Source organism: Pseudomonas sp. G1002, from assembly GCF_013385455.1.
GTDB lineage: Bacteria > Pseudomonadota > Gammaproteobacteria > Pseudomonadales > Pseudomonadaceae > Aquipseudomonas.
In genome coordinates this window covers 54,217-75,381 of sequence record NZ_JACAPY010000048.1, presented here as the reverse complement: position 1 = coordinate 75,381, position 21,165 = coordinate 54,217, and the positions used below count along the sequence as shown (strand labels likewise).

Here is a 21,165-nt window from a genome sequence, read left to right as displayed (position 1 = left end):
CCGAACGCAGGTATTGCGGAGCCCTTTGCCCACTTTGGGCTGGGCCGGCATTCCGGCTTTTCCAAAGTGAGCCGCTGTAAGAGCGGAACCATAGGCCGCCGTCACCCAAATAACGGATATGCCCCCTCAAATCCCCCGCAACGCCAACATCGCCAGATACAGCAGCACCACCCCACAGGCCCCATAGCTAACCCTCTGCCACATGGGCGAAGCATTCCGCCGCAGCAAATTGACCAACCCCGCAATCAAAAAACACGACAACACCGAAGCCAGCATAAACCCCGCAAAAAACATCAACGTCTGCCCATGGCTAGGCGCCGCCCCGACTATCCCCGATAACGCACTCCCCAGCGCCCCCCAATAGACAATGTTCTTCGGATTGGCCAGGGAAATCGCCGCCCCCACCACCAGCGCATTCTGCCCGGACCTGGCCGGCGCACTCCCGGCCTCTGGCAAGTGCCAGGCATCCATCAGGCTGCGAATCCCGAGCCAGGCCAGATACAGCCCACAAACGGCCGTCAGCGGGACCCGCACCGACTCATGCTGGATCAACAACGCCATGCCCGTAAGCCCGATCACCGCCCACACGGCATCGCCCACCAGCGAACCGATCTGCACCAACAGCGCAGGGGTAAACCCATGCAGCAGCCCACGGCGCAGCGTCTCCGCCAGCACCGCCCCCGGCGACAGGCAAAACACAAACCCAAACACCAGCGCCGAAAAAAAGATCGTCAACATGCCTGCCTTCCTTCAAGTGATGGCCGGCATTTTAGGGAAGGGTGTGTAAGTCGTCTTGAACCAGATTGCGCTTTTCAGCCCTTGAGCAGGCGTTGATAGCGCCCCGGTGTGATCCCGTAGGCCGCCCGGAAATGCCGATTCAGATGGCTCTGGTCAGCAAACCCCAAGGCATGGGCAACCTGCGACGCCGCAACGCCTGAGCGCAACAGCCCCTTGGCGCGCCGGGTACGCAGTTGCATCGCCCACTGGCGTGGACTCAGCCCGGTTTCTTTCTGAAAAGCCCGCAGCAGATGGAATTTCGACAGGCCCAACTCGTCACCAAGGGTCTCGAGTGCCACCGCCTGGTGCAAGTTTTCAGCCAGCAATTCCTGGGCCTTGATCACCAACCCGCGTCCCACCGCAGTGCTGCCAGGCAAGCGGACGCCGCTGCAACCGACGACTTCGCCGAGCAGCACCACCAGGGCTTCCTCACTCAGCTCACGGGCCAGCGGATCGACACTCAACGCGCCTTCAATCGCCCCGGCGAGTTTCATCGCCAACGCCGGCTGGAAGCACAGCGAACGGTCGAACTCCAGGTGCGCCAGACCCAGATCAGCCGCCAATTGCTCGGCAGTCGCATACAAGCTGACAAACCGCCACGGCTGCCCTTCGGCCGCGCCGCCGCCTTGAATCTGCCCCGGGTTGTACAGGGTGATGCTGCCTGGGCCGGCCTCGAAGGTGCGACGATCCAGCCACACCTGTTCCTCGCCGAGCAGGTTGACGCCGATCACGCATTCATCATGGCTGTGGCGGGCAAATGTCAGGCCGGTGCAGGTGGTGCTGCTGACTTCGTAGTTGCCCAGCCAGGCGTGCTGCATGGAACTCATTGAGGGGGCTCGCTGTGACCGTTGCCCGCGAGCATACGCCGGAAAAGGGCTTCAGATCGACTACTCGCCCGGCTCTTCGGTTACGGCGTGGCGATGCGATCAAGCTCGGCCTTGATTTCGATGGGACTGAGGCTGGCGAACGGAATCTCGAAAAAAGCCCGGCAGCGCCGTTCAATGATTTCCAGGGTGGCGCGGAACGCGGCGTCGACCTGGGCTTCATCGCCTTGAACATCAGACGGATCCTCCAATCCCCAATGCGCCTTGAGCGCCGGGCCGAAATACACCGGGCAAGCTTCTCCAGCAGCCTTGTCGCACACGGTGACGACGATGTCCGGCGGGCTGCCTTCAAAGGCGTCGTTGCCCTTGCTGTACAAGCCTTCGGTGCTGATGCCGGCGGCTTTCAGCGTGGTCAGGCTGCGTGGCAGCACCTGGCCCTTGGGGAAGCTCCCGGAGCTGATGGCCTGGAAACCGTCCGGCGCCAGATGGTTGAACAAGGCTTCCGAGAGAATGCTGCGGCAGCTGTTGGCGGTGCACATGAACAGGACTTTCATCAAGCGAACTCCGTTAGAAACTGAGGCGCAAGGCCAGGGCGGCGAGGGTGATCAACAGTACCGGCAGGGTCAGCACGATCCCGACCTTGAAGTAGTAACCCCAGGTGATGGTGATGCCTTTGCGTGCCAGGATGTGCAGCCAGAGCAAGGTCGCCAGGCTGCCGATAGGGGTGATTTTGGGGCCTAGGTCGCTGCCGATCACGTTGGCGTAGATCATCGCGTCCTTGACCACGCCCACGGCGTGGCTGGCCTCGATGGAGAGCGCGCCGATCAGCACGGTTGGCAGGTTGTTCATCGCCGAAGACAGCAGCGCGGTGAGTACACCGGTGCCCAAGGCCGCGCCCCATACGCCATAGCTTGCGAAGGTGTCGAGCCAGGTCGCGAGGTAGTCGGTCAGCCCGGCGTTACGCAGGCCGTAGACCACCAGGTACATGCCCAGGGAGAAAATCACGATCTGCCAGGGCGCTTCCTTCAGCACCTTGCGGGTGGAGATTTTGTGGCCCTTGGCGGCGATCACCAGCAGTAATATGGCGCAGGCGGCAGAAATTGCGCTGATGGGAATGCCCAGCGGTTCCAGGGCAAAGCAGCCCACCAGCAGGATGCCCAGCACCCACCAGCCGGCGCGGAAAGTGGCGCGGTCGTGGATCGCACTGGCAGGGTCGTCGAGGTCTGCCGGGTCGTAGGTTTGCGGAATGTCCCGGCGGAAAAACCACAGCAATACGGCGAGGGTCGCGGCGACGCTCACCAGGTTCACCGGCACCATCACTGCGGCGTATTCGTTGAAGCCGATCTTGAAATAGTCGGCCGAGACGATGTTCACCAGGTTGGAGACTACCAGCGGCAGGCTCGCGGTGTCGGCGATAAACCCGGCGCCCATGACGAACGCCAGCGTGGCTGCCGGGGAAAAGCGCAACGCCAACAGCATCGACATCACGATGGGCGTGAGGATCAGCGCCGCGCCGTCGTTGGCGAACAAAGCCGATACCAGCGCGCCCAGCAGCACCATGTACGCGAACAGTCGCCGACCGCGCCCACGGCCCCAGCGCGCCACATGCAAGGCAGCCCAGGCGAAGAAGCCCGCCTCATCCAGCAGCAGGCTGATGACGATCAGCGCGACAAAGGTCCCGGTGGCGTTCCAGATGATGTGCCACACCACCGGGATGTCGGCCAGGCTGATAACCCCGCACGCCAGGGCCAGGATCGCGCCCATAGTGGCGCTCCAGCCCACGCCCAGGCCCTTGGGCTGCCAGATGACCAAAAAGATGGTGAACAGAAAGATAGCAACGGCTACAAGCATGAAAAGCTCTCCGCAGGATCAGCAGCAGGCGCTGGCCCGTTGTGGTCGGTCACCCATGGTTTCCAGACGCTGGGCGTCTGTTTTTAACCAGGCTTGGTTGGCTTGCAGGGTGGTGTCGAGCACTGCCGTCACCCACTCCGGCAAGGCCGGGTTGAGGCGGTAATAAATCCACTGGCCCTGGCGACGGTCCAGCAGCAACCCGCAACTGCGCAGTTGCGCCAGGTGGCGGGAGATTTTCGGCTGGCTGTCGTCCAGAGCATGGATCAATTCGCACACGCAAAGTTCGCCTTCACGCAGGATCAACAACGTCAGCCTGGCGCGGGTGGCGTCGGCCAGGCATTTGAAGACGTTGGGCGGGGAGAAAAGATCTGACATGGTCAGTGCCTTGATACATATGGAAATACGAATATACGGATTTCCATATATATTAGTCAAACCTTGTTTCGATTGACCTGCGTCAAGTGCCCGACAATCGATGACAAGTGGTTGAAATTAAACTGAAACACAAATGTCCTAAAGTGCCTGCCCATTGGTGATGAAGGAAGAAAACGTGTGACCCGTGCCACTCGCAACCTGCGCAAGACCCTGGATTCCGTCGCGGACAATAACGAAACCGCGGCGTTTGACCTGATGCGCGCCGTCGAAAAGCTCAGCGATGAAGTGCTGCGCCAGCGCCTGCTCAATACCATCCACCGGCTCAACCAGGACGCCCACGAACTGCGCGAAGCCCGGGACGCGGTGGAGCGGGTGTCGGTCAAACTGGCTTGAGCACGATCGTTCAAGACAATCCCTGATACCGCTGGCATGCTTGTCGACTGACTGTCGATGAGCTTGTTGTGTATGCCTAACGCTCTGCCTCTGAATGCCTTTTCCCGTGGCGCGATTGCGATCATTCCATTGTCCCTGGCGTGTGCGCCGTGGGGATTGCTGGCCGGTTCGACTGCAATTGATGCCCAATTCACGCCGCTGGAAGCCCAGGGGCTGTCGACCATCGTGTTTGCCGGTGCCGCACAATTGGTGGCCATCGGTATGGTCAAGAGCGGCGCCAGCCTGATTTCGATCCTGCTGACCACCTTGCTGCTGACCTCCCAGCATTTGCTCTACGGCATGCACATGCGTCCCACGCTGTCGCCGCTCAAACCACGGTGGCGCATGAGCCTGGGCTTTTTGCTGACCGACGAATTCTTCGCCCTGGTCAGCCAGTACGACCGCCAGACCTTCAATCGCTGGTACGCCCTGGGCGTCGGCCTGACGTTCTATATTATCTGGAACGTCTTTACCTTCGCCGGCATCGTGCTCGGCAAAAGCATTCCCGGGCTGGATCAACTGGGCCTGGAATTCTCGATCGCAGCGACCTTTATCGCCCTGATCACCCCGGTAGTGCGCGACGTGCCGACCATCGTCTGCGTAGCCGTGTCGTTGCTGTGCTCGGTTTGGCTGAGCTACCTGCACTGGGAATCGGCGGTGGTGGTGTCCGGTGTGTTGGGGATGAGCGCAGGGTATGCCTGCAAGCGGCTGGGAGTAGGGCAATAATGATCTTCGTGATGATTTTTGGCATGGGTTTGATCGTGTTTCTCAACCGCTACCTGTTTCTCGAGCCGCGCCTGCCGGTGCGCCTCAATCGCGGGGCGCGGGAGTTTCTCGGGTTTGCCGTACCGGGGATGCTCACCGCCATCTGCGGCCCGATCATTTTCCTGGCTGATCACAAGCTCAACCTGAGTGTGGGCAACCCCTACCTGCTGGCCGGAATCAGCGCCGTGGCGTTGATGTTCTGGACCCGTAGCGTGCTGATCACCGTGTTGCTGAGCATGGCGCTGTTCTATCTGTTCCGCTGGCTGCTCTGACCAACAAACTCCTGCTACGGGGGGAGCAAAACCAAGGCAAAAAAAAGCCTGCGGGAGGGCAGGCTGGAAGGGAGACTTCTTAAAAATGAGCCTGCCGACTATAGGCGGCGAGGTCTTCCTTCACAGTGAAACAAAGTTCATGAATCTGTCAGCTATTCGATAACCGGGGCGGCGGCTTTCTTGTTGGCTTTCGCCTCGGCCGCCAGGCATTCCAGGGCAAATTGCTCGGTGTAGGTCATCTGGATCGGGGTGCTTTCGCCCTTCACGGTGCGCTCGCCGTCAAGGATGTAGCGGATGCGCTTGTCGGTCACGCCGATGCGTTTGGCGATCCACGAAGGCGTCTGGCCGATGCGGCTGATCAGCTTGTCGGCGTAGTCGGTGGAGGGGTTGTAGCGCTCGGCATTGGGTGTCATGGGGTTTCCGGGTAAAAGCGGGTTCGTAAGTAGGCGGCAGGGTGACGCAATAATCCTTCGGTGTCGCCTGCTAATGGTACAGTCGCGTTTTTTCCAAGGAAGCTTCGGTATGCGGATGGTGGTAATTGGCGCTTTGGTCCTGGCATCGCTGGCCGGTTGCGCGGGCTCGAAGATGAAAGAGGCGCGTACCGGCGCGCCCTACAAAACCCTGGCCTCGGACAAGGCTCCGCTGGTGGTTGCCCAGTGCATCCAGTTCGGCTGGCAGGATGAAGCGGTGTTCGGGGTGGATGCCGGTGGTTTCATGGAGCCTGCACAGGCTGGTGGTTTCACCATCTACACCACGGCAGGTGACTATTTTGTCGACGTGCGCAGTGCCGGCGCCGGCGCCTCCGTCAACTATTACGCGGCCCAGGATGACTATCCGGCCAAGCGCCGCCTGGCGGCACTGGCGACCTGCCTGTAATCCATTCCGTTAGAAAAGTTCAGAAATGCCCTGCGGACAGTCCCGCAGGCATTGTTTTAGTATTTTCCCGCTCACCCGGCGTGACGGCTCTTTACCGGTACAGGGATGTCGAGGCCGGAGCGTCGGGAGGGCAACTGTTTTCTAGCGGGGCATGTACCCCAGGTGCCAGCGCCGCGGAATCTTCAGCGACACCAGCCCCAACAGCGCCGACAGCACCCCGCTGACCAGCAGCGCACGAATCCCCATGTGGTGCTCCAGCAACGCACCGATCACCGCACCCACAAACATCCCGGCCCACGGGATCAGTTGCACGCGCCAGCCGTTGCGGCGTTCACCGAGCATCCAGCGGCCCAGTCCGCGACCAAAGCGTGACAGCGCCCCGGTGACATAGGTAAGCCCCACGGGCAACCCGTTCACTTCTTCGACGGCGGCATTCAGCATGCCCATGGCGATGATCGCTGCCAGCAACGCCGGCAATTGATCGGCGAACGGCCAGGCCGCAGCCCCGCACAGCAGGGTGGCGATGCACAGCAACAAGGGCAGGGCGTGGCGCCGGCTGACGCGGCTGACCATCACGCCCAGCGCATTCCCGGCGATAAACGTCGCCACCAGCAGTGTCAGGCGCGCGGTAAGGCCCAGGTCGCCTTCGCTGATCGCCACGGCGAGGCGCGTGGTGTTGCCGCTCATGAACGACACAAAATCCCCGCTGGCCATGAAACCAATCGCATCGGTCATGCCCGCCAGCACGGAAAGGCTGGCCACCAGCAGCAACCCGACACGCCCGCGCCATTTGTGGCGATGCAGCAAGGCGGCGTTGGTGTAGGGCTTCAGGGATGAAGGCAGCATGGGGCCGGGTTCCTCGGTGAGATTATCCGGCCACTACCGTAGGGCGCTTCGTGCTCCGCTGCAATGACTTGGCGCACTTACAGGCGTTCGGCCAGTTGCTCCAGAAACATCGCCAGCCCGACTTCCTCGGCTTTCAAGCCTTTGCGCACTCGGGGCTTGGGCAGCTTCGCCAGTTCGCCCAGGCTGAAATGCTCCAGCACCGCCGGGTGGATGTAGCACTTGCGGCACACCGCCGGCGTGTTGCCCAGTTGCTTGGCAACGTTCTTGACCATCTCCACCACATGTTTCTTGGCGTCGGATTCCGGCTGCCACTCAAGCTCGCGCAGCACTGCCAGCGCCAGGGCGCTGCCGGCCCAAGTGCGGTAGTCCTTGGCGGTAAAATCCGCGCCGGTTAGGGTGTGCAGGTAGGCATTCACATCGGTTGAGCTGACGGTATGGCGCTCGCCGTTCTCGTCCAGGTACTGGAACAGGTTCTGCCCCGGCAACTCCAGGCAACGCTTGATCACCGTGGCCAGGCGCCGGTCCTTGACGCTGATCTGGTGCTCGATGCCGCTCTTGCCGCGAAACTGGAACAGGATCTCACTGCCCTTGATATCCACATGGCGGGTGCGCAGGGTGGTCAGGCCGTAGGAGCGGTTGTCGCGGGCATATTGGGTATTGCCGACGCGGATCAGGGTGGCGTCGAGCAGCAGCACCACCGTGGCCAGGACCTTTTCCCGATTGAACCCGGGCGCCTCGATCTGTGCTTCCAACTGTTTGCGCAACTTGGGCAGCGCGCTGCCGAACTGTTGCAGCCGGGAGTATTTGTCGGTGTCGCGCACCTCGCGCCAGCGCGGGTGGTAGCGGTACTGCTTGCGCCCCCGGGCATCCCGCCCGGTGGCCTGCAGATGGCCGCGCGGGTCGGCGCAGATCCACACATCGGTATAGGCCGGCGGCACTGCCAGTGCGTTGATGCGTTTGATTTCGTCGGCATCGGTTATGCGTGTGCCGTCGGCCTTGAAGTATTGGAATTTGCCCCGCAGCTTTTTGCGGGAGATCCCGGGCTGGGTATCGTCGACGTAATGCAGGTCGCGGGGCAGGTCGGCAAGCAACGCAGGATCGGGCATGGCGCAAATTCCTTGGCAGGTATTTCTGATTGACCGCAGGGTTTTGCGGTCGTGCCAACAAGTTTGCTCCCCCGTAGCAGCTGTCGGGCAGTCAGGCCAGTACCGCCACCGCCTTGATTTGCGCCCACAGCGTCTGGCCGGGATGCAGCTGCAACTGGTCCCGCGAGTAACGGGTGATGCGCGCCAGCAGCGGCGTGCCGGCGGCGTCCAGGCTCACCAGCACGTGGGCTGCGTTGTCCGCCGGGATTTCCTGGGTCACCGTCACCGGCAGGCGATTGAGGATGCTGCTGTGTTCCTCGGCCTGCAGGCTCAAGCTGACGTCCCGCGCCTGGATCTTGAAACGCAACTGTTTGCCCAGCGCCAATGGTGCATGGGCCACGCGCATCTGCAATTGGCTCGCGGGCAATTGCAGGGTGAGCAACTGGTAATGCTCGTCGTAGGCGCAGACCGTTCCGTTGATCACCACGCCGGCGTCGTCGCCCAGGGCCATGGGCAGGTCAAGCCGGGCCAGGGTTTCGCCGATGGGGCCGCTGGCCAGGGCCTTGCCGTCACTGAGCAACACGATGTGATCAGCCAGGCGCGCCACTTCGTCCTGGGCATGGCTGACGTACAGCACCGGAATCTCCAGTTCGTCATGCAGGCGTTCGAGATACGGCAGGATCTCGCTTTTGCGTTTGCTGTCCAGCGCGGCCAACGGTTCATCCATCAGCAACAGGCTCGGGCTGGTGAGCAGGGCGCGGGCGATGCCGATGCGCTGGCGCTCACCGCCGGAAAGGTGCTGCGGATGGCGGTCCAGCAGGTGGCCGATGCCCAATAGTTCGGTGGCGTGGCTCATCTCCACCCGGCGTTGCTGGCGCGGGATGCGCTTGAAGCCGAACTCCAGGTTGGCCAGTACCGACAAATGCGGGAACAGGCTGGCTTCTTGAAACACGTAGCCCAGGGCGCGTTTGTGGGGTGGCACGAACAGTCCTTTGCGGCTGTCTTGCCAGACCTCGTCGTTGATCTGCACGAAACCCTCTTCAGCCCGCTCCAGCCCGGCGATGCAACGCAGGCAGGTGGTCTTGCCGGAGCCGGAATGGCCGTACAGCGCCGTCACCCCGCGACCGGGCAGGTGCAGGTCGACGTCCAGGGCAAACCCGGAATACTTCAGTTGCAGGCGTACCTCGATCATCGACATCAGCTCCAGCCCGCCTTGGTTTTACGGCTGGAGTAGAGCGCCAGCAACACCAGGAAAGAAAACACCACCATGGACCCGGCCAGCCAGTGGGCCTGGGCGTATTCCATGGCTTCGACGTGGTCGTAGATCTGCACCGAGACCACCCGGGTCTTGTTGGGAATATTGCCGCCGATCATCAGTACCACGCCGAACTCGCCGACGGTGTGGGCAAAACCGAGAATCGACGCGGTGATAAACCCCGGGCGCGCCAGGGGCAGGATCACCGTGAAAAAGGTGTCCCAGGGATTGGCCCGCAAGGTCGCGGCCACTTCCAGCGGGCGAGTGCCGATGGCGGAGAAGGCGTTTTGTAACGGCTGCACCACGAACGGCATCGAATAGATCACCGAGCCAATCACCAACCCGGCGAAGCTGAAGGTCAGGGTGCCCAGGCCCAGCCATTGGGTGAACTGGCCGAAGTAGCCGTTGGGGCCCATGGTCAGCAGAAGGTAGAAGCCGATCACCGTGGGTGGCAACACCAACGGCAAGGCCACCACCGCGCCAATGGGGCCGCGCCACCACGAGCGGGTGCGCGACAGCCACAGGGCGATCGGAGTGCCGATGATCAGCAGGATGACCGTGGTCAGCGACGCCAGTTTCAGGGTCAACCAGATCGCGGAAAAATCGGCACTCGACAGCGGCATTTACAGCTCGTAACCGTAGGACTTGATCACCGCGGCGGCTTTCGGACCTTTCAGGTATTCAACCAGGGCCTTGGCGGCGGCGCTGTCCTTGCCCTTGTTGAGGATTACCGCGTCCTGCTTGATCGGGTCATGCATCGACGACGGTACGATCCAGGCCGAACCGCTGGTGACTTTGCCGTCCTTGTAGATCTGCGACAGCGCTACAAAACCCAGTTCGGCGTTGCCGGTGGAGACGAATTGATAGGCCTGGGTGATGTTCTGGCCTTCAACGAGCTTGTCCTTGACCTTCTCGGTCAGGCCTTCCTTCGCCAGCACCTGGGTGGCGGCCAGGCCATAAGGCGCGGCTTTCGGGTTGGCGATGGACAGGTGCTGGAACTGGTTTTTCTTCAGCACTTCGCCCTTGCCATCGACGTAGCCTTCCTTGGCCGACCATAGCGCCAGGGTGCCGACCGCGTAGGTGAAGCGCGAGCCCTTGACGGTGTCGCCTTCGGCTTCGAGCTTCTGCGGGGTGGTGTCGTCGGCGCTGAGGAACACTTCAAACGGCGCGCCGTTCTTGATCTGGGTGTAGAACTGGCCGGTAGCGCCGTAGGCAGCGACCAGTTTATGGCCGGTGTCTTTTTCAAAGTCGGCGGCAATCGCCTGGATCGGTGCGGTGAAGTTGGCAGCCACGGCCACCTGTACTTCATCGGCATTCGCCGAGGAGAAGCCAAACGCGGCGATCAGGGTAGCGAGGGCCGTGGGGGCCAGGCGTGAGGCGCGAATCATCATCAAGAAGCTCCTTGGGGTTTGCGGCTTGTTATAGGCAGAAGGGGACTACCGCTATGTATGGGAATATATAGCGGTTGGCCACTGCCGGTACAGCGCAAAGTTGTCCCGGGAGTTCAGGTTCAGCGTCGGCCGAGTTTTTCCAGGGTTTGCGCGGCCAGTTGCAGCGTCAGGTCATAGCTGGAGATGTCTTTGCCGAGGCGCAGCGCCTGGCCCGACCACAAGTTGCTGAAGCCGGCTTCGTCCTTGGCCTTGAGCGGCATCAACGCACCGCCGGACAGCGGGAACGCCGGCGCCGTGGGGTTGATCGCGCCCAACTCACGCATTACGCGGTTGATGATGCCCCGCGCCGGGCGCCCGGTGAACAGGTTGGTCAGCGCGGTTTCACTGGCCTGGGCAGTGCGCAAGGCGTGGTGGTGTGACTTCGAGACGGTGGCCTCGGGGGTAAACAGGTACGCGGTGCCAATCTGCACCGCTGACGCGCCAAGGGCGAAGGCCGCGACAATGCCCCTGGCATCCCCGATGCCGCCGGCCGCAATCACCGGCACGCGAACGGCATCGACAACCTGTGGCACCAGCGCCATGGTGCCGATCTGGCTATTCAGGTCGTCGCTGAGGAACATCCCGCGATGGCCACCGGCTTCGTTGCCCATGGCGATGATTGCATCGCAGCCGTGCTGTTCCAGCCAGATGGCTTCTTCGACGGTGGTAGCCGACGACAGCACTTTCGCCCCGGTGGCCTTGACCCGGTCCAGCAGGGATTTTTCCGGCAGGCCGAAGTGAAAGCTCACCACTTCCGGGCGGAATTCTTCCACCACTTCACAGGCGGCGTCGTTGAACGGTGCGCGGTTGGAGACGGGCGTCGGCGCGTCAAAATCGGCGCCCAGCTCGCGGTAGTAGGTTTCCAGCAGGTTCTTCCACTGAAGGTCGCGGTGAGCATCCGGCGTCGGTGGCTGATGGCAGAAGAAATTTACGTTCAGCGGCCGCGAACTGGCCTGGCGAATCGTGGTGAGTGCTTCGCGCAGTTGCTCGATGCTGAGCGCCGCCGCCGGCATTGAACCGAGGGCGCCGGCCTGATTGGCCGCAATCACCATGGCCGTGCTCGTGGCATTGGCCATGGGCGCCTGAATGATCGGTAACTCGATGCCCAGCAGGTCAAGAATTCGGGTGTCTGGCCAGGTGCTCATGGGACGCTTCTCCAACGGTGGAATGCTGTTCCGTCGTTTTAGCAGGGCCAGGCAGCACCAGGCCAGTCTGTATTATTCACTGGACGAATCCAGTGTTTCATGGGCGGTTATCAGTTGATGGCGTCGCCCAGTACTTCATGAATCCGTTGGGCAATATGCGCGGCGTGGGTTTCCAGGGCGAAGTGGCCGGTGTCGAGTAATTCCACCACGGCGTTGGGGTTGTCGCCTTTGTAGGCATGGGCGCCCGGCGGGATGAAGAAGGGATCGTTCTGGCCCCAGATCACCAGCGCCGGCACTTGCGTGGCCTTGAAAAACGCCTGGAACGCCGGGTACAGCGTCAGGTTGTTGCGGTAGTCGAGGAACAGGTCCAACTGGATCTCGTCATTGCCGGGACGCTGCATCAGGAGCACGTCGAGCATGTAGGACTCCGGCGCCACCAACTCCGGTTGCGACACGCCATGCAGGTACTGATAACGCGTGCCTTCCAGGCTGATGACCGCGTTGCGAATCACCTCGCGATTGGCCTGGCTCGGCTCGGCCCAGTAGGCCCGGATCGGAGCCCAGGCGTCACCCAAACCTTCCAGGTAGGCATTGCCGTTTTGCGATATCAGCGCGCTGACCCGTTCCGGGTGGGCCACGGCCAGGCGCAGGCCCACCGGTGCGCCATAGTCGAACACATAGAGGGCATAGCGACTGAGGTTCAGGGCGTCGACGAAGTGGCCAACGGTGATCGCCAGGTTATCGAAGCTGTAGTGGTAATTGCGTTCGGCGGGGACTTCGGTGAAGCCGAAGCCTGGCAAGTCCGGGGCGATGATCCGGTAGCGGGTGGCAAGCAGCGGGATCAGGTCACGGTACATATGGGACGAACTGGGAAAGCCATGCAGCAGCAGCAACACCGGCGCGGACGGGTCGCCGGCTTCACGGTAGAAAATGCGCACACCATCGGCATCAACGTGCTGATAGCGAACAACCGGGGCTGAAATCGACATGATCGTAGTCCTCTTTGTAACTGATTAAATTGATTTGTTGGGTTACTGGTTTTGCAGGCTGCGCTTGAAAATGTAACCTGTCAAATTAATTTAATGGGTTACTGGTCGGCGAATTTAGTAACTATTCAAAAGCAAAATCAGCGGTTACGATGGCGCGGACTTGAAGAGGATTCGCCATGCCCGCCATCACCCCATCCCCATTGGAACCCTACGTCCTGGCTGATCATCCCGTGCTGGACATGCTCAATACCCGGGCGAATGTCGACGGTGTGCCCTTTGAATTCTGGCAAGGCGATGCCGATGTCGAGCGCTGGCTGGTGCGGCTTGGCTGGGCCGAGGAGGGCGCAGTACCGGTATTTGAGGAGGGGGCACTGCTGGGCGCGGCGCGGGGATTGCGGGAAGTGATCCGCGTGTTACTGGAACAGCGCAAGGCCGGCCAGCAGGGCGATCCCGGCGCGCTGAATGCGTTCCTGCGCAAGGCGGTCAGTCACCCGCAACTGGCTTGGCCGGCGCCTGGCGAGTTGCGGCTGGAGCGCCAGCGCAAGGTGCAGACTGCCGAGCAGTTCCTGGCGCCGATTGCCGAAGCCGCCGCGACGTTACTGGTGGAAGGGGATTTCGGCCTGGTCCGCACCTGCGAACATCCCGAGTGCGTGCTGTGGTTCTACGACCGCACCAAGGGCCACAGGCGCCGCTGGTGCAGCATGGCGCTGTGTGGCAATCGGCATAAGGTGGCCGAGTTTCGCAAGCGCAAACTGGTGTAGACGTCCTCAGGATTCTGCCGGGCTTTCGCGCTCCAGCAACTGCCGCTTGCGCTCGACGCCCCAGCGGTAGCCCGACAGATTGCCGTCGGCGCGCACCACGCGATGGCAGGGAATCGCCACCGCCAGGCTGTTGGCACCACATGCCTGGGCCACGGCGCGATAGGCGGTCGGCGCGCCGATGCGCTGGGCGATCTCGGCGTAGCTGGCGGTGCACCCCACCGGGATTTCCCGCAAGGCTTGCCACACGCGTTCCTGAAACGCAGTGCCGCGCAAGTCCAGGGGCAGGTCCAGGCCCAGGGCCGGCGCTTCGATGAAGCCCACCACTTGGGCGATCAATTGTTCGAAGTCGTGATCGGCACCCAGCAGATTGGCGCGGGGAAACTGGTCCTGCAGGTCGCGCACCAGTTTGTCCGGGTCATCCCCCAGCAGGATCGCGCACACACCGCGATTGCTCTGGGCCACCAGAATGGCGCCCAACGAGCATTGGCCAACGGCAAAGCGAATATCCGTGTTGGTGCCGCCGGCTTTGTAGTCGCGGGGCTTCATGCCGAGCAATTGGTCGGCAGCCTCATAAAAGCGGCTGTTGGAATTGAAGCCGGCGTCGTACAGCGCATCGGTCACCGAGTGCTGGTCCTTGAGGCCGTCGCGCACCTTGCGCGAGCGATGAGCGCTGCCGTAACGCTTTGGCGTCAGGCCGGTCACCGCCTTGAACACCCGATGAAAATGGAACGGGCTCAAGCCGGCAAGGGCGGCCAGATCTTCAAGGGGCGGCAGGGTTTCGGCCTGTTCGATGTGCCGACAGGCCGCTGCCACCAGTTGCGCATGGCGTGCGGCCACCTGGGTCTGGTCCCCCGACGCGCGCTTGTTGGGCCGGTAGCCCGCCGCTTCAGCCTGTTGCGGGGTGTCGAAGAACTCGACGTTCTCCGGGCGCGGGCGCCGTGCGGAACTGCTGGGGCGACAGTACACACCGGTGGTTTTCACACCATAGACGAAGGTCAAGTCGGCCTTGGCGTCTCGGGCGACAATCGCTGCCCAGCGGGGGTCTTGTTCGGTGGCGTGGCGCGCGGTCATGGTGGTGGCTCCTGGTTGAAGAATGCCAGGTTAGTCCCGTGGGGCATTTCCATCACTCCGATGCTTGCGGTCAAATTCATCCGGCCGTGCGAAACGTCAGGTTGATGCGCTGCGGCCCCATGACCGGATGCGTGCCGGGCTTGATCGGCATCACGCCGTGAAAGCGCAGGCGGTCCACGCCGCCCCATACCACTACGTCGCCATGGAACAGCGAGACTTTTTGCGTCTTGTCGCTGCGCTCATGGCCGCCGAACAGGAAGATCGCCGGTAAACCCAATGACACCGAGACCACCGGGGCGGCATAGCGCCGCTCGTTCTTGTCCTGGTGCAGGGACATTTTCGCGCCTGGCACATAGCGGTTGATCAAGCAGGCATCCGGCTCGAAATCGTCGAAACCTGCATCTGCTGCCGCCATCACGGCCAGTTCGCGCAATGCGGCCGGCAGGGCTGGCCAGGGTTGTTGGTTATTCGGGTCAATCGGGGAGTAGCGATAACCGGTGGAGTCGGTCGTCCAGCCCAAGTCACCGCAACTGCTTAACGCCGCCGACATGGTAAAACCACCGGGCGTGACCATTTGCCTGAAGGGCGATTGAGCCAATACCCGTCGCAGTTCCGGTAGCAAACGCTCGAGCCAGGGCAGGGCATAGCCTCTGAGGACGTAGGATTGTTCACCGATTTGCTCGCGCCCCGGGGGCTGTTGCAGCGCCTCATCGGCGAATAAATCGGCGGTTGATCCGGGAAGGGTCTTACTGCGCATCGTGAAAAATCACTCCCAAGGTATGCCGGGTACCACTGTGCAGAACACTGACCCCATGGCGCAAGGTCACCCGATGAAACCCCCTCACACTCGGCATGGGTCGCTGATTGACCGCGAAGATTACCGCGTCACCCTGGTTAAGAGGGACGACCTGAGCCCGGGATTGCATTCTTGGCCGCTGCTCCGTCAGCACCAACTCCCCGCCACGAAAGTCCTCTCCCGGCTGCGACAACAGGATGGCAACTTGTAGGGGAAACACATGTTCCCCGTACAGATCCTGATGCAGGCAGTTGTAGTCGCCTGGACCGTATTGCAGCAATAACGGGGTAGGGCGTTGCTGCCCGGCAGCGTGGCAGCGGGCAATGAAGTCGGCATGGTGCACCGGATAGGTGATCGGCAGGTTCATCTGTTCGTTCCAGCGATTGGCCTGGGGCGCCAGGAACCCATACAGCTGTTCACGCAGCGCGCAGATCGGCGCTGGCAGCGGGTAGCGGAAATATTTGTATTCGCCGCGGCCAAAGCCGTGCCTGGCCATCATCACATGGGAGCGAAACAGTTCGGGTCGGGGGTAGTGGCCGCTCAGTTCAGCGCATTCCTGCTGATCCAGCAGGGCCGGAATCAGTGCGTTACCCTGTTCATCAAGGGCTTGCTCGATGGCGGCCCAGTCCAGCTTGGCCAGGCGTTCATGCAGTGGAGTGGAAGGCATCGACAAGTTCCTGTGGCAGCGCATTAGGGCTGCCAGTCTAGAAAGTCGTCAGGGTCAGAACACTCCGATGCTTGCGCTCGAATTACAGCGCCTTGCTCACATTGATGTCGGTAATCTCATCGCTGGCATCGTGGATTTTCGCCAGGGCTTCCTTGGCTTCCTCCACGCTGCCTGCTTGCAGTTGGGCGAACTCGAAGCGGCGCTCACCGTTGAGTTTGTACTTGATCACATATTTGGTGGTAGTCACGGGCATTCCTGTCAGCTCAGTTTCGAATTGGTGCGGCGCACAATGCGGATCTTGTGGGACAACGTCGGCTTTTTGGTCACGCTGATGGCGCGGCGGGTCACGACGTCCAGGGTGATGTTCCAGAACCCGGTGCTGGGCGCAGTGATTTTTGCCGGGAACTTGTCGAACGCGCCGCCGTGGTAAGTATGGCGGCCGCCGTTCTTGAAGCTGCGAAAGTTGGCATCGCTCATCAGGCGGATGTTGCAGGTTTGCGAGCATTCAATGACGACAATATCTCCTTCATTGAGGTGCTCACGCTGGTGGATGAATTTCATAAGGTGTCTCCAGAAGGGCTTTTTCTGAAAAATCAGAACGATACGTAGGTTAAGATGGAGTTTATCAGCCCCAGCACGTTTATTATCGGACCGTCGTCGACGACTTCGACAATTTAAAACAGTTATTTACCGAGTTATCAGGGATAAATCCTACGTGGGCGGGAGAAAAATACCTTCTTCGCTGTCGTAGGGTCTTTATCGGAGGTTTTTATATGAAGTGGAGTGTGTTGGTTCTGGCCCTGGCGTTGGGTGGATGTGCTTCGGTGGCGGATATCAAGCAGACCCCACCAACGCTGGCAGTGATCTCCGGGAAAAAACCACAGGAATACGCGGCGTGCGTTGTCCAGAAATTGTCTAAAACCCGCAGGCCTTCGCAGATCGAGCCTCACAAGGATGGTGTTCAAGTTATCGTACCGCAGAAGTTTTCTGCCGACCCGTCGGCCATTTTTGAAATTGAAGAGCGCTCCAGCGGGAGCAGTATCAAGCTCTACGAGAGCATGTCCAATGTGCCTATTCGTCCAGGTGACGTGAAGGCTGCGGGGGAAGCGTGCATTTCCGGCTGAGTCTGTAGCCGCCCACCTCGAATCCGATCAAGAAGCCCGACCCTGCTGCCGCAGCGTCGGGCTTTTTTGTGCGCGAGGTTCAGTACACCGTCCTTTTGCTCGCGGATGAGTGTTGTCGCGACCGGGCCATTGCCCTACCATTTGTAGGCTTATGCCTAATTCGCCTAAGCATATAACTATAAAAATGGAGTCGTGATGATGTCTCTGGAACGAGTTCTGATGGGTAGCGCGTTGTTGCTGATGTTGGGCAATGCCCACGCGCTGGAGGGGAAAAACGTTTATATGCAGGGCGGCTCGCAGCCGGGAGCTGCGCCGTGCGTGGCCTGCCACGGGGCTGATGGCCTGGGGCTGGCAGCCGCGGGTTTTCCGCGTTTGGCCGGTTTATCGGCGGGGTATTTGCGTAAGCAACTGCACGATTTTAAAAGTGGCGCCCGGAACAGCCCGGTGATGCAGCCACTGGCCAACGCCCTCACGGAAGAGGAAGTCAGCGCTGTAACCCGGCAGCTGGCGGCAATGCCTGCGCCCGCACCTGTGCCGGTGCACCGCAGCGAGATGCCTACTGACGCTGCGCAAAAGATTGCCCTGCAAGGTGCGTGGGAGCGCCAGATTCCGGCCTGTGTCAGCTGTCATGGCCCGGCCGGCGTGGGCGTCGGCGACGGGTTTCCACCCCTGGCCGGACAATCTGCGGCCTACCTCGCGGCGCAGTTGAACGCCTGGCGCAGCGGCACGCGCCATAACGATCCGAATGATCTGATGGGCCATATCGCCAAATCCCTCAGCGCTGAAGAAGTGCAGGCCGTGGCCACCTATTTTGCCTCGTTGAGCGGCCAGGAGGCCAAGCCATGAAGCGCTTCTTGTTTGCTCCGCTGCTGGGAAGCCTGATCGGCGTACCCGTCCATGCCGCCCCTATTGCCATGGAAGACCAGTCACAGTTGCAGCCAGCCGGCGCTCATGGGGCTGCCGTGCAGTTCCAGCCGCCCAAAGAAAGCGAGCTGCCGGGCAACGCCTACGGCAAGCTGGTGAAACAGGGCTACGCGCTGTTTGTCGACACCAAGCGCCTGGCGCCGCAATTTGTCGGTAATGGCCTCAATTGCAGCAATTGCCACCTGGACCAGGGTCGCCTGGCCAATTCGGCGCCGCTGTGGGGTGCCTACCCGATGTACCCGGCGTATCGGAAAAAGAACGACAAGGTCAACACCTTCGCCGAGCGTTTGCAGGGCTGTTTCCAGTTCAGCATGAATGGCGGCACGCCACCGGCTGCAGACAGCCCGGAGATTACCGCGCTGTCGGTGTATGCCTACTGGCTGGCGAGCAAGGCTCCCTTGGGCGTCGAACTGCCGGGCCGTGGCTACCCGGACGTGCCGGCACCCGCCAAGGGTTACGACCTGGCCCAGGGCGCAGAGGTCTACAAGGGCCAGTGCGCGGTGTGCCATGGCGCCGAAGGCCAGGGCCAGAAAGTGGGCGACAACTACGTGATGCCGCCGCTCTGGGGTAAAGACTCCTACAACTGGGGCGCCGGGATGCATCGAATCAATACGGCAGCGTCCTTCATCAAGCACAACATGCCCCTGGGCCAGGGCGGCAGCCTGACCGACCAGCAAGCCTGGGACGTGGCGGCCTACGTCAACCGTCACGAGCGTCCTCAGGACCCGCGCCTCGTGGACGGCTCCGTGGAGAAAACCCGGGTGAAGTTCCACGCCAATGACGGCGTCAATCTTTACGGGCAGACGGTCGATGGCGTACTGATTGGCCAAGGCATCCGTTAAACTGTCGATAACCCATAAAAAATGCCGCTGAATCAGCGGCATTGTCTTTTCGGAAACTCAGTCATGAAACGTGAGCAAGTCAGGGAACAGCATGCAGGGGGGCATATTTCTGCGACCCATGTGATTCAAAATCCCGCGGATACGGGCGAGTGGATCGTGTTCTTCAAGAAGAGCGGCGGTCGCAGTTACTTCCTGGTGGATGACCAGGATGAAGTCGAATCGTTCTCCCGCCTGGACGACTTGATCGAGACCATTCGCGGCCTGGGCATCAAGTTCGCCGAAATTCACATGTAATTATTTGCAGACCACCGTCACGCTGCGGGTCTTGTAGTTGCCGACATCCTTGCCCAGGGTCTTGTCGCTTTCTTTCAGGGCCGGTGTGCCTTCGGTGCCGACAATCCGGTAGCCGGTGCCCGCGCAGGACGCATCAGCCTTTTCATAACAGCTGGCCCAGGAGTTGGCTTCGCCGGAGCAGTCGATGGCCAGTCCTTGTTCGCCGTTCTTCAGGACCGTGTCGGAAGTGGTGGTGCAGCCACCGGTAAGCGCCAGTACCGCAATCAGTGCCAGGATCTTGTTCATGTAGGAGTCGTCATCAGGGTGTTGGAGGGGAGCGCTGACACTGTCGTGGGGCGTTACAGGCGAGATTATAGCGAACCGCCATCAACGTACAGACAAACACAAAAAAGCCCCGTCAAACGAGGCTTGATTGGCGTTACCGCGGTGTTACTTGGTTTTCGGACGCTTGCTCGACGCGTGGCCGGCCTCATCCACAAACACTTCGGCCACGGCACAGGCTTGAGCTTCGGTAGCGAATGCGCCGGCAACGCTGTCGCCATGGAAGTTGATCAAGTGCCAGCCGTCCGCTCGCTTGGTGATCAGGTAGCCGTTCACGCCTTTTGGTTCTGACATCTATCAATCTCGTTGTCTGGTTCAAGGGCGTAATGATAGCGCCAAACGGCGTGGGACGGCGCAAGTTGTTGCAGGTCAGTGCCGATCGCCATAAAGCGTGCTAAAAAGGTTGGAGCCCTTTGAATGACGGGCACAAGCCGACGATTTCTAACAGCGGCGAAGGTACTTGATTGAATGCCGGCGGAACTTACGCCGACATTTTTTCTCTATGTTGACATCGCAACGCCAGCAGGACCCATTGTAAGGTGACTGCGGCCTGATTAGACTGCGCCGAATTTCGTACGCACAGCCCTTTGTAAGGACTCATATGATCAAGAAATGCTTGTTCCCAGCAGCCGGTTACGGCACTCGCTTCCTGCCAGCGACCAAGGCCATGCCCAAAGAAATGCTGCCGGTGGTGAACAAGCCACTGATCCAGTATGGCGTGGAAGAAGCACTGGATGCCGGCCTGAACGAAATCTCGATCGTGACCGGCCGTGGCAAACGCGCCCTGGAAGACCACTTCGACATCAGCTACGAGCTGGAAAACCAGATCAAGGGCACCGACAAGGAAAAATACCTGGTCGGCATCCGTAAGCTGCTCGACGAGTGCTCGTTCTCCTACACCCGCCAGACCCAAATGAAAGGCCTGGGGCACGCGATCCTGACCGGTCGTCCGCTGATCGGTGACGAACCGTTCGCCGTGGTACTGGCCGATGACCTGTGTGTAAACCTGGAAGGCGACGGCGTCCTGACCCAGATGGTCAAGCTGTACCAGAAGTACCGTTGCACCATCGTCGCGGTTCAAGAGGTCGATCCTCAGGAAACCAACAAGTACGGCGTGATTGCCGGCGACGATATCGGTGATGGCCTGATCCGCGTACGCGACATGGTTGAAAAGCCAGCGCCGGAAGATGCTCCGTCGAACCTGGCGATCATCGGCCGCTACATCCTGACCCCTGACATCTTCAAGCTGATCGAAGAAACCGAGCCAGGCAAGGGTGGCGAGATCCAGATCACCGACGCCCTGCTGAAGCAGGCAAAAGACGGTTGCGTGATTGCCTACAAGTTCAAGGGTCGTCGTTTTGACTGCGGTGGCGCTGAAGGCTACATCGAAGCGACCAACTTCTGCTACGAGCACTTCTACAAGACTGGCAAGGCTTACTGATT

At 60.9% G+C, this 21,165-nt stretch carries 30 protein-coding genes; 10 read left to right on the top strand and 20 right to left on the bottom strand.

What is annotated here, in order from left to right; all coding sequences use genetic code 11:
• Window positions 1-126: 126 nt before the first annotated feature.
• The 5 genes from HX801_RS27685 to HX801_RS27665 all read right to left on the bottom strand — a co-directional run bounded on the left by HX801_RS27685 (window position 127) and on the right by HX801_RS27665 (window position 3,827).
• Window positions 127-738: a LysE family transporter gene (locus tag HX801_RS27685; RefSeq protein WP_177023094.1), complete on the bottom strand. Its 612-nt coding sequence runs from the start codon at window positions 736-738 to the stop codon at window positions 127-129.
• 74 nt (window positions 739-812) lie between these two features.
• On the bottom strand, window positions 813-1,604 hold the full coding sequence (locus HX801_RS27680) for an AraC family transcriptional regulator (protein ID WP_177023093.1): 792 nt from the start codon (window positions 1,602-1,604) through the stop codon (window positions 813-815).
• Between the two features lie 80 nt (window positions 1,605-1,684).
• Window positions 1,685-2,155: an arsenate reductase ArsC gene (locus tag HX801_RS27675; RefSeq protein ID WP_177023092.1), complete on the bottom strand. Its 471-nt coding sequence runs from the start codon at window positions 2,153-2,155 to the stop codon at window positions 1,685-1,687.
• Window positions 2,156-2,168: 13 nt separating this feature from the next.
• Entirely contained in the window at window positions 2,169-3,452 is a 1,284-nt protein-coding gene (locus tag HX801_RS27670) for an arsenic transporter (protein WP_177023091.1), read from the bottom strand.
• Window positions 3,453-3,470: 18 nt separating this feature from the next.
• Window positions 3,471-3,827, bottom strand: a complete 357-nt coding sequence (locus HX801_RS27665) for a metalloregulator ArsR/SmtB family transcription factor (protein WP_003212604.1) — start codon at window positions 3,825-3,827, stop codon at window positions 3,471-3,473.
• 177 nt (window positions 3,828-4,004) lie between these two features.
• Between HX801_RS27665 and HX801_RS27660 the strand changes: the two genes are divergently transcribed.
• From HX801_RS27660 to HX801_RS27650, 3 genes are all read left to right on the top strand, one after another.
• On the top strand, window positions 4,005-4,220 hold the full coding sequence (locus tag HX801_RS27660) for a hypothetical protein (protein ID WP_003212603.1): 216 nt from the start codon (window positions 4,005-4,007) through the stop codon (window positions 4,218-4,220).
• Window positions 4,221-4,292: 72 nt separating this feature from the next.
• Window positions 4,293-4,985, top strand: a complete 693-nt coding sequence (locus HX801_RS27655; RefSeq protein ID WP_177023090.1) for an AzlC family ABC transporter permease — start codon at window positions 4,293-4,295, stop codon at window positions 4,983-4,985.
• Window positions 4,985-5,296 carry an AzlD domain-containing protein gene (locus tag HX801_RS27650; RefSeq protein WP_008432487.1) on the top strand — a complete coding sequence of 104 codons (312 nt, stop codon included), beginning with the start codon at window positions 4,985-4,987 and terminating at the stop codon, window positions 5,294-5,296. Before HX801_RS27655 ends, HX801_RS27650 begins: the two co-directional genes overlap by 1 nt.
• 152 nt (window positions 5,297-5,448) lie before the next feature.
• Here HX801_RS27650 and HX801_RS27645 read toward each other — a convergent pair whose 3' ends face one another.
• Entirely contained in the window at window positions 5,449-5,709 is a 261-nt protein-coding gene (locus HX801_RS27645; RefSeq protein ID WP_003212600.1) for a hypothetical protein, read from the bottom strand.
• Between the two features lie 109 nt (window positions 5,710-5,818).
• Here HX801_RS27645 and HX801_RS27640 point away from each other — a divergent pair, with 109 nt between their 5' ends.
• Window positions 5,819-6,172: a hypothetical protein gene (locus tag HX801_RS27640; protein WP_087693907.1), complete on the top strand. Its 354-nt coding sequence runs from the start codon at window positions 5,819-5,821 to the stop codon at window positions 6,170-6,172.
• Window positions 6,173-6,313: 141 nt separating this feature from the next.
• On the opposite strand, the gene HX801_RS27635 is transcribed toward HX801_RS27640, so the two are convergent.
• From HX801_RS27635 to HX801_RS27605, 7 genes are all read right to left on the bottom strand, one after another.
• Complete coding sequence (locus tag HX801_RS27635) at window positions 6,314-7,018, bottom strand: YoaK family protein (protein ID WP_087693906.1); 705 nt, start codon at window positions 7,016-7,018, stop codon at window positions 6,314-6,316.
• 77 nt (window positions 7,019-7,095) lie between these two features.
• Window positions 7,096-8,124 (bottom strand): DNA topoisomerase IB, encoded by a 1,029-nt coding sequence (locus tag HX801_RS27630; RefSeq protein ID WP_008432490.1) that lies wholly within the window; start codon window positions 8,122-8,124, stop codon window positions 7,096-7,098.
• A 91-nt stretch (window positions 8,125-8,215) separates the two neighbouring features.
• Complete coding sequence (gene modC / locus HX801_RS27625; RefSeq protein WP_177023089.1) at window positions 8,216-9,301, bottom strand: molybdenum ABC transporter ATP-binding protein; 1,086 nt, start codon at window positions 9,299-9,301, stop codon at window positions 8,216-8,218.
• Complete coding sequence (gene modB, locus HX801_RS27620) at window positions 9,301-9,981, bottom strand: molybdate ABC transporter permease subunit (protein ID WP_003212595.1); 681 nt, start codon at window positions 9,979-9,981, stop codon at window positions 9,301-9,303. The genes modC and modB overlap by 1 nt, the downstream gene beginning before the upstream one ends.
• Entirely contained in the window at window positions 9,982-10,749 is a 768-nt protein-coding gene (gene modA, locus HX801_RS27615) for a molybdate ABC transporter substrate-binding protein (RefSeq protein WP_256344303.1), read from the bottom strand.
• A gap of 119 nt (window positions 10,750-10,868) precedes the next feature.
• On the bottom strand, window positions 10,869-11,933 hold the full coding sequence (locus HX801_RS27610; RefSeq protein ID WP_177023088.1) for a nitronate monooxygenase family protein: 1,065 nt from the start codon (window positions 11,931-11,933) through the stop codon (window positions 10,869-10,871).
• A 110-nt stretch (window positions 11,934-12,043) separates the two neighbouring features.
• Window positions 12,044-12,922, bottom strand: a complete 879-nt coding sequence (locus HX801_RS27605; protein WP_177023087.1) for an alpha/beta fold hydrolase — start codon at window positions 12,920-12,922, stop codon at window positions 12,044-12,046.
• A 176-nt stretch (window positions 12,923-13,098) separates the two neighbouring features.
• Between HX801_RS27605 and HX801_RS27600 the strand changes: the two genes are divergently transcribed.
• Window positions 13,099-13,683 carry an ABATE domain-containing protein gene (locus HX801_RS27600; protein WP_177020092.1) on the top strand — a complete coding sequence of 195 codons (585 nt, stop codon included), beginning with the start codon at window positions 13,099-13,101 and terminating at the stop codon, window positions 13,681-13,683.
• 6 nt (window positions 13,684-13,689) lie between these two features.
• On the opposite strand, the gene ada is transcribed toward HX801_RS27600, so the two are convergent.
• From ada to HX801_RS27575, 5 genes are all read right to left on the bottom strand, one after another.
• Entirely contained in the window at window positions 13,690-14,754 is a 1,065-nt protein-coding gene (gene ada / locus HX801_RS27595; protein WP_008432501.1) for a bifunctional DNA-binding transcriptional regulator/O6-methylguanine-DNA methyltransferase Ada, read from the bottom strand.
• Between the two features lie 76 nt (window positions 14,755-14,830).
• On the bottom strand, window positions 14,831-15,511 hold the full coding sequence (gene alkB / locus HX801_RS27590) for a DNA oxidative demethylase AlkB (protein ID WP_134326567.1): 681 nt from the start codon (window positions 15,509-15,511) through the stop codon (window positions 14,831-14,833).
• The gene (locus HX801_RS27585; RefSeq protein WP_177023086.1) at window positions 15,501-16,217 is read right to left on the bottom strand and encodes a 2OG-Fe(II) oxygenase; all 717 of its coding nucleotides are present in this window, start codon (window positions 16,215-16,217) and stop codon (window positions 15,501-15,503) included. Before HX801_RS27585 ends, alkB begins: the two co-directional genes overlap by 11 nt.
• A gap of 82 nt (window positions 16,218-16,299) precedes the next feature.
• Window positions 16,300-16,464, bottom strand: a complete 165-nt coding sequence (locus tag HX801_RS27580) for a hypothetical protein (RefSeq protein WP_166742130.1) — start codon at window positions 16,462-16,464, stop codon at window positions 16,300-16,302.
• 11 nt (window positions 16,465-16,475) lie between these two features.
• Complete coding sequence (locus HX801_RS27575) at window positions 16,476-16,778, bottom strand: DUF1883 domain-containing protein (RefSeq protein ID WP_003212586.1); 303 nt, start codon at window positions 16,776-16,778, stop codon at window positions 16,476-16,478.
• 212 nt (window positions 16,779-16,990) lie between these two features.
• Between HX801_RS27575 and HX801_RS27570 the strand changes: the two genes are divergently transcribed.
• The 4 genes from HX801_RS27570 (at window position 16,991) to HX801_RS27555 (ending at window position 19,401) form a co-directional block, all read left to right on the top strand.
• Window positions 16,991-17,341 carry a hypothetical protein gene (locus HX801_RS27570; RefSeq protein WP_003212585.1) on the top strand — a complete coding sequence of 117 codons (351 nt, stop codon included), beginning with the start codon at window positions 16,991-16,993 and terminating at the stop codon, window positions 17,339-17,341.
• A gap of 195 nt (window positions 17,342-17,536) precedes the next feature.
• Complete coding sequence (locus HX801_RS27565; RefSeq protein WP_256344302.1) at window positions 17,537-18,187, top strand: c-type cytochrome; 651 nt, start codon at window positions 17,537-17,539, stop codon at window positions 18,185-18,187.
• Window positions 18,184-19,107: a c-type cytochrome gene (locus HX801_RS27560; RefSeq protein ID WP_177023085.1), complete on the top strand. Its 924-nt coding sequence runs from the start codon at window positions 18,184-18,186 to the stop codon at window positions 19,105-19,107. Before HX801_RS27565 ends, HX801_RS27560 begins: the two co-directional genes overlap by 4 nt.
• Window positions 19,108-19,170: 63 nt before the next feature.
• Entirely contained in the window at window positions 19,171-19,401 is a 231-nt protein-coding gene (locus tag HX801_RS27555) for a hypothetical protein (RefSeq protein WP_003212582.1), read from the top strand.
• Here the strand turns inward: HX801_RS27555 and HX801_RS27550 are convergent, their stop codons facing one another.
• Entirely contained in the window at window positions 19,402-19,686 is a 285-nt protein-coding gene (locus HX801_RS27550) for a hypothetical protein (RefSeq protein ID WP_003212581.1), read from the bottom strand.
• A gap of 144 nt (window positions 19,687-19,830) precedes the next feature.
• Window positions 19,831-20,016 carry a hypothetical protein gene (locus HX801_RS27545; RefSeq protein ID WP_003212580.1) on the bottom strand — a complete coding sequence of 62 codons (186 nt, stop codon included), beginning with the start codon at window positions 20,014-20,016 and terminating at the stop codon, window positions 19,831-19,833.
• Window positions 20,017-20,323: 307 nt separating this feature from the next.
• Between HX801_RS27545 and galU the strand changes: the two genes are divergently transcribed.
• Window positions 20,324-21,163, top strand: a complete 840-nt coding sequence (gene galU, locus HX801_RS27540) for a UTP--glucose-1-phosphate uridylyltransferase GalU (RefSeq protein ID WP_003212579.1) — start codon at window positions 20,324-20,326, stop codon at window positions 21,161-21,163.
• Window positions 21,164-21,165 lie beyond the last annotated feature (2 nt).

Bases quoted from the DNA above. Each gene is read 5' to 3' on its own strand.
- HX801_RS27545 (WP_003212580.1), bottom strand. From the start codon at position 20,016: ATGTCAGAACCAAAAGGCGTGAACGGCTACCTGATCACCAAGCGAGCG.
- modB (WP_003212595.1), bottom strand. From the start codon at position 9,981: ATGCCGCTGTCGAGTGCCGATTTTTCCGCGATCTGGTTGACCCTGAAA.
- HX801_RS27685 (WP_177023094.1), bottom strand. From the start codon at position 738: ATGTTGACGATCTTTTTTTCGGCGCTGGTGTTTGGGTTTGTGTTTTGC.
- HX801_RS27605 (WP_177023087.1), bottom strand. From the start codon at position 12,922: ATGTCGATTTCAGCCCCGGTTGTTCGCTATCAGCACGTTGATGCCGAT.
- alkB (WP_134326567.1), bottom strand. From the start codon at position 15,511: ATGCGCAGTAAGACCCTTCCCGGATCAACCGCCGATTTATTCGCCGAT.
- HX801_RS27675 (WP_177023092.1), bottom strand. From the start codon at position 2,155: ATGAAAGTCCTGTTCATGTGCACCGCCAACAGCTGCCGCAGCATTCTC.
- HX801_RS27680 (WP_177023093.1), bottom strand. From the start codon at position 1,604: ATGAGTTCCATGCAGCACGCCTGGCTGGGCAACTACGAAGTCAGCAGC.
- HX801_RS27670 (WP_177023091.1), bottom strand. From the start codon at position 3,452: ATGCTTGTAGCCGTTGCTATCTTTCTGTTCACCATCTTTTTGGTCATC.
- HX801_RS27610 (WP_177023088.1), bottom strand. From the start codon at position 11,933: ATGAGCACCTGGCCAGACACCCGAATTCTTGACCTGCTGGGCATCGAG.
- HX801_RS27585 (WP_177023086.1), bottom strand. From the start codon at position 16,217: ATGCCTTCCACTCCACTGCATGAACGCCTGGCCAAGCTGGACTGGGCC.
- HX801_RS27635 (WP_087693906.1), bottom strand. From the start codon at position 7,018: ATGCTGCCTTCATCCCTGAAGCCCTACACCAACGCCGCCTTGCTGCAT.
- HX801_RS27645 (WP_003212600.1), bottom strand. From the start codon at position 5,709: ATGACACCCAATGCCGAGCGCTACAACCCCTCCACCGACTACGCCGAC.
- HX801_RS27550 (WP_003212581.1), bottom strand. From the start codon at position 19,686: ATGAACAAGATCCTGGCACTGATTGCGGTACTGGCGCTTACCGGTGGC.
- HX801_RS27665 (WP_003212604.1), bottom strand. From the start codon at position 3,827: ATGTCAGATCTTTTCTCCCCGCCCAACGTCTTCAAATGCCTGGCCGAC.
- HX801_RS27575 (WP_003212586.1), bottom strand. From the start codon at position 16,778: ATGAAATTCATCCACCAGCGTGAGCACCTCAATGAAGGAGATATTGTC.
- modC (WP_177023089.1), bottom strand. From the start codon at position 9,301: ATGTCGATGATCGAGGTACGCCTGCAACTGAAGTATTCCGGGTTTGCC.
- modA (WP_256344303.1), bottom strand. From the start codon at position 10,749: ATGATGATTCGCGCCTCACGCCTGGCCCCCACGGCCCTCGCTACCCTG.
- galU (WP_003212579.1), top strand. From the start codon at position 20,324: ATGATCAAGAAATGCTTGTTCCCAGCAGCCGGTTACGGCACTCGCTTC.
- HX801_RS27560 (WP_177023085.1), top strand. From the start codon at position 18,184: ATGAAGCGCTTCTTGTTTGCTCCGCTGCTGGGAAGCCTGATCGGCGTA.
- HX801_RS27655 (WP_177023090.1), top strand. From the start codon at position 4,293: ATGCCTAACGCTCTGCCTCTGAATGCCTTTTCCCGTGGCGCGATTGCG.
- HX801_RS27600 (WP_177020092.1), top strand. From the start codon at position 13,099: ATGCCCGCCATCACCCCATCCCCATTGGAACCCTACGTCCTGGCTGAT.
- HX801_RS27630 (WP_008432490.1), bottom strand. From the start codon at position 8,124: ATGCCCGATCCTGCGTTGCTTGCCGACCTGCCCCGCGACCTGCATTAC.
- HX801_RS27640 (WP_087693907.1), top strand. From the start codon at position 5,819: ATGCGGATGGTGGTAATTGGCGCTTTGGTCCTGGCATCGCTGGCCGGT.
- HX801_RS27650 (WP_008432487.1), top strand. From the start codon at position 4,985: ATGATCTTCGTGATGATTTTTGGCATGGGTTTGATCGTGTTTCTCAAC.
- HX801_RS27565 (WP_256344302.1), top strand. From the start codon at position 17,537: ATGATGTCTCTGGAACGAGTTCTGATGGGTAGCGCGTTGTTGCTGATG.
- HX801_RS27555 (WP_003212582.1), top strand. From the start codon at position 19,171: ATGAAACGTGAGCAAGTCAGGGAACAGCATGCAGGGGGGCATATTTCT.
- HX801_RS27570 (WP_003212585.1), top strand. From the start codon at position 16,991: ATGAAGTGGAGTGTGTTGGTTCTGGCCCTGGCGTTGGGTGGATGTGCT.
- ada (WP_008432501.1), bottom strand. From the start codon at position 14,754: ATGACCGCGCGCCACGCCACCGAACAAGACCCCCGCTGGGCAGCGATT.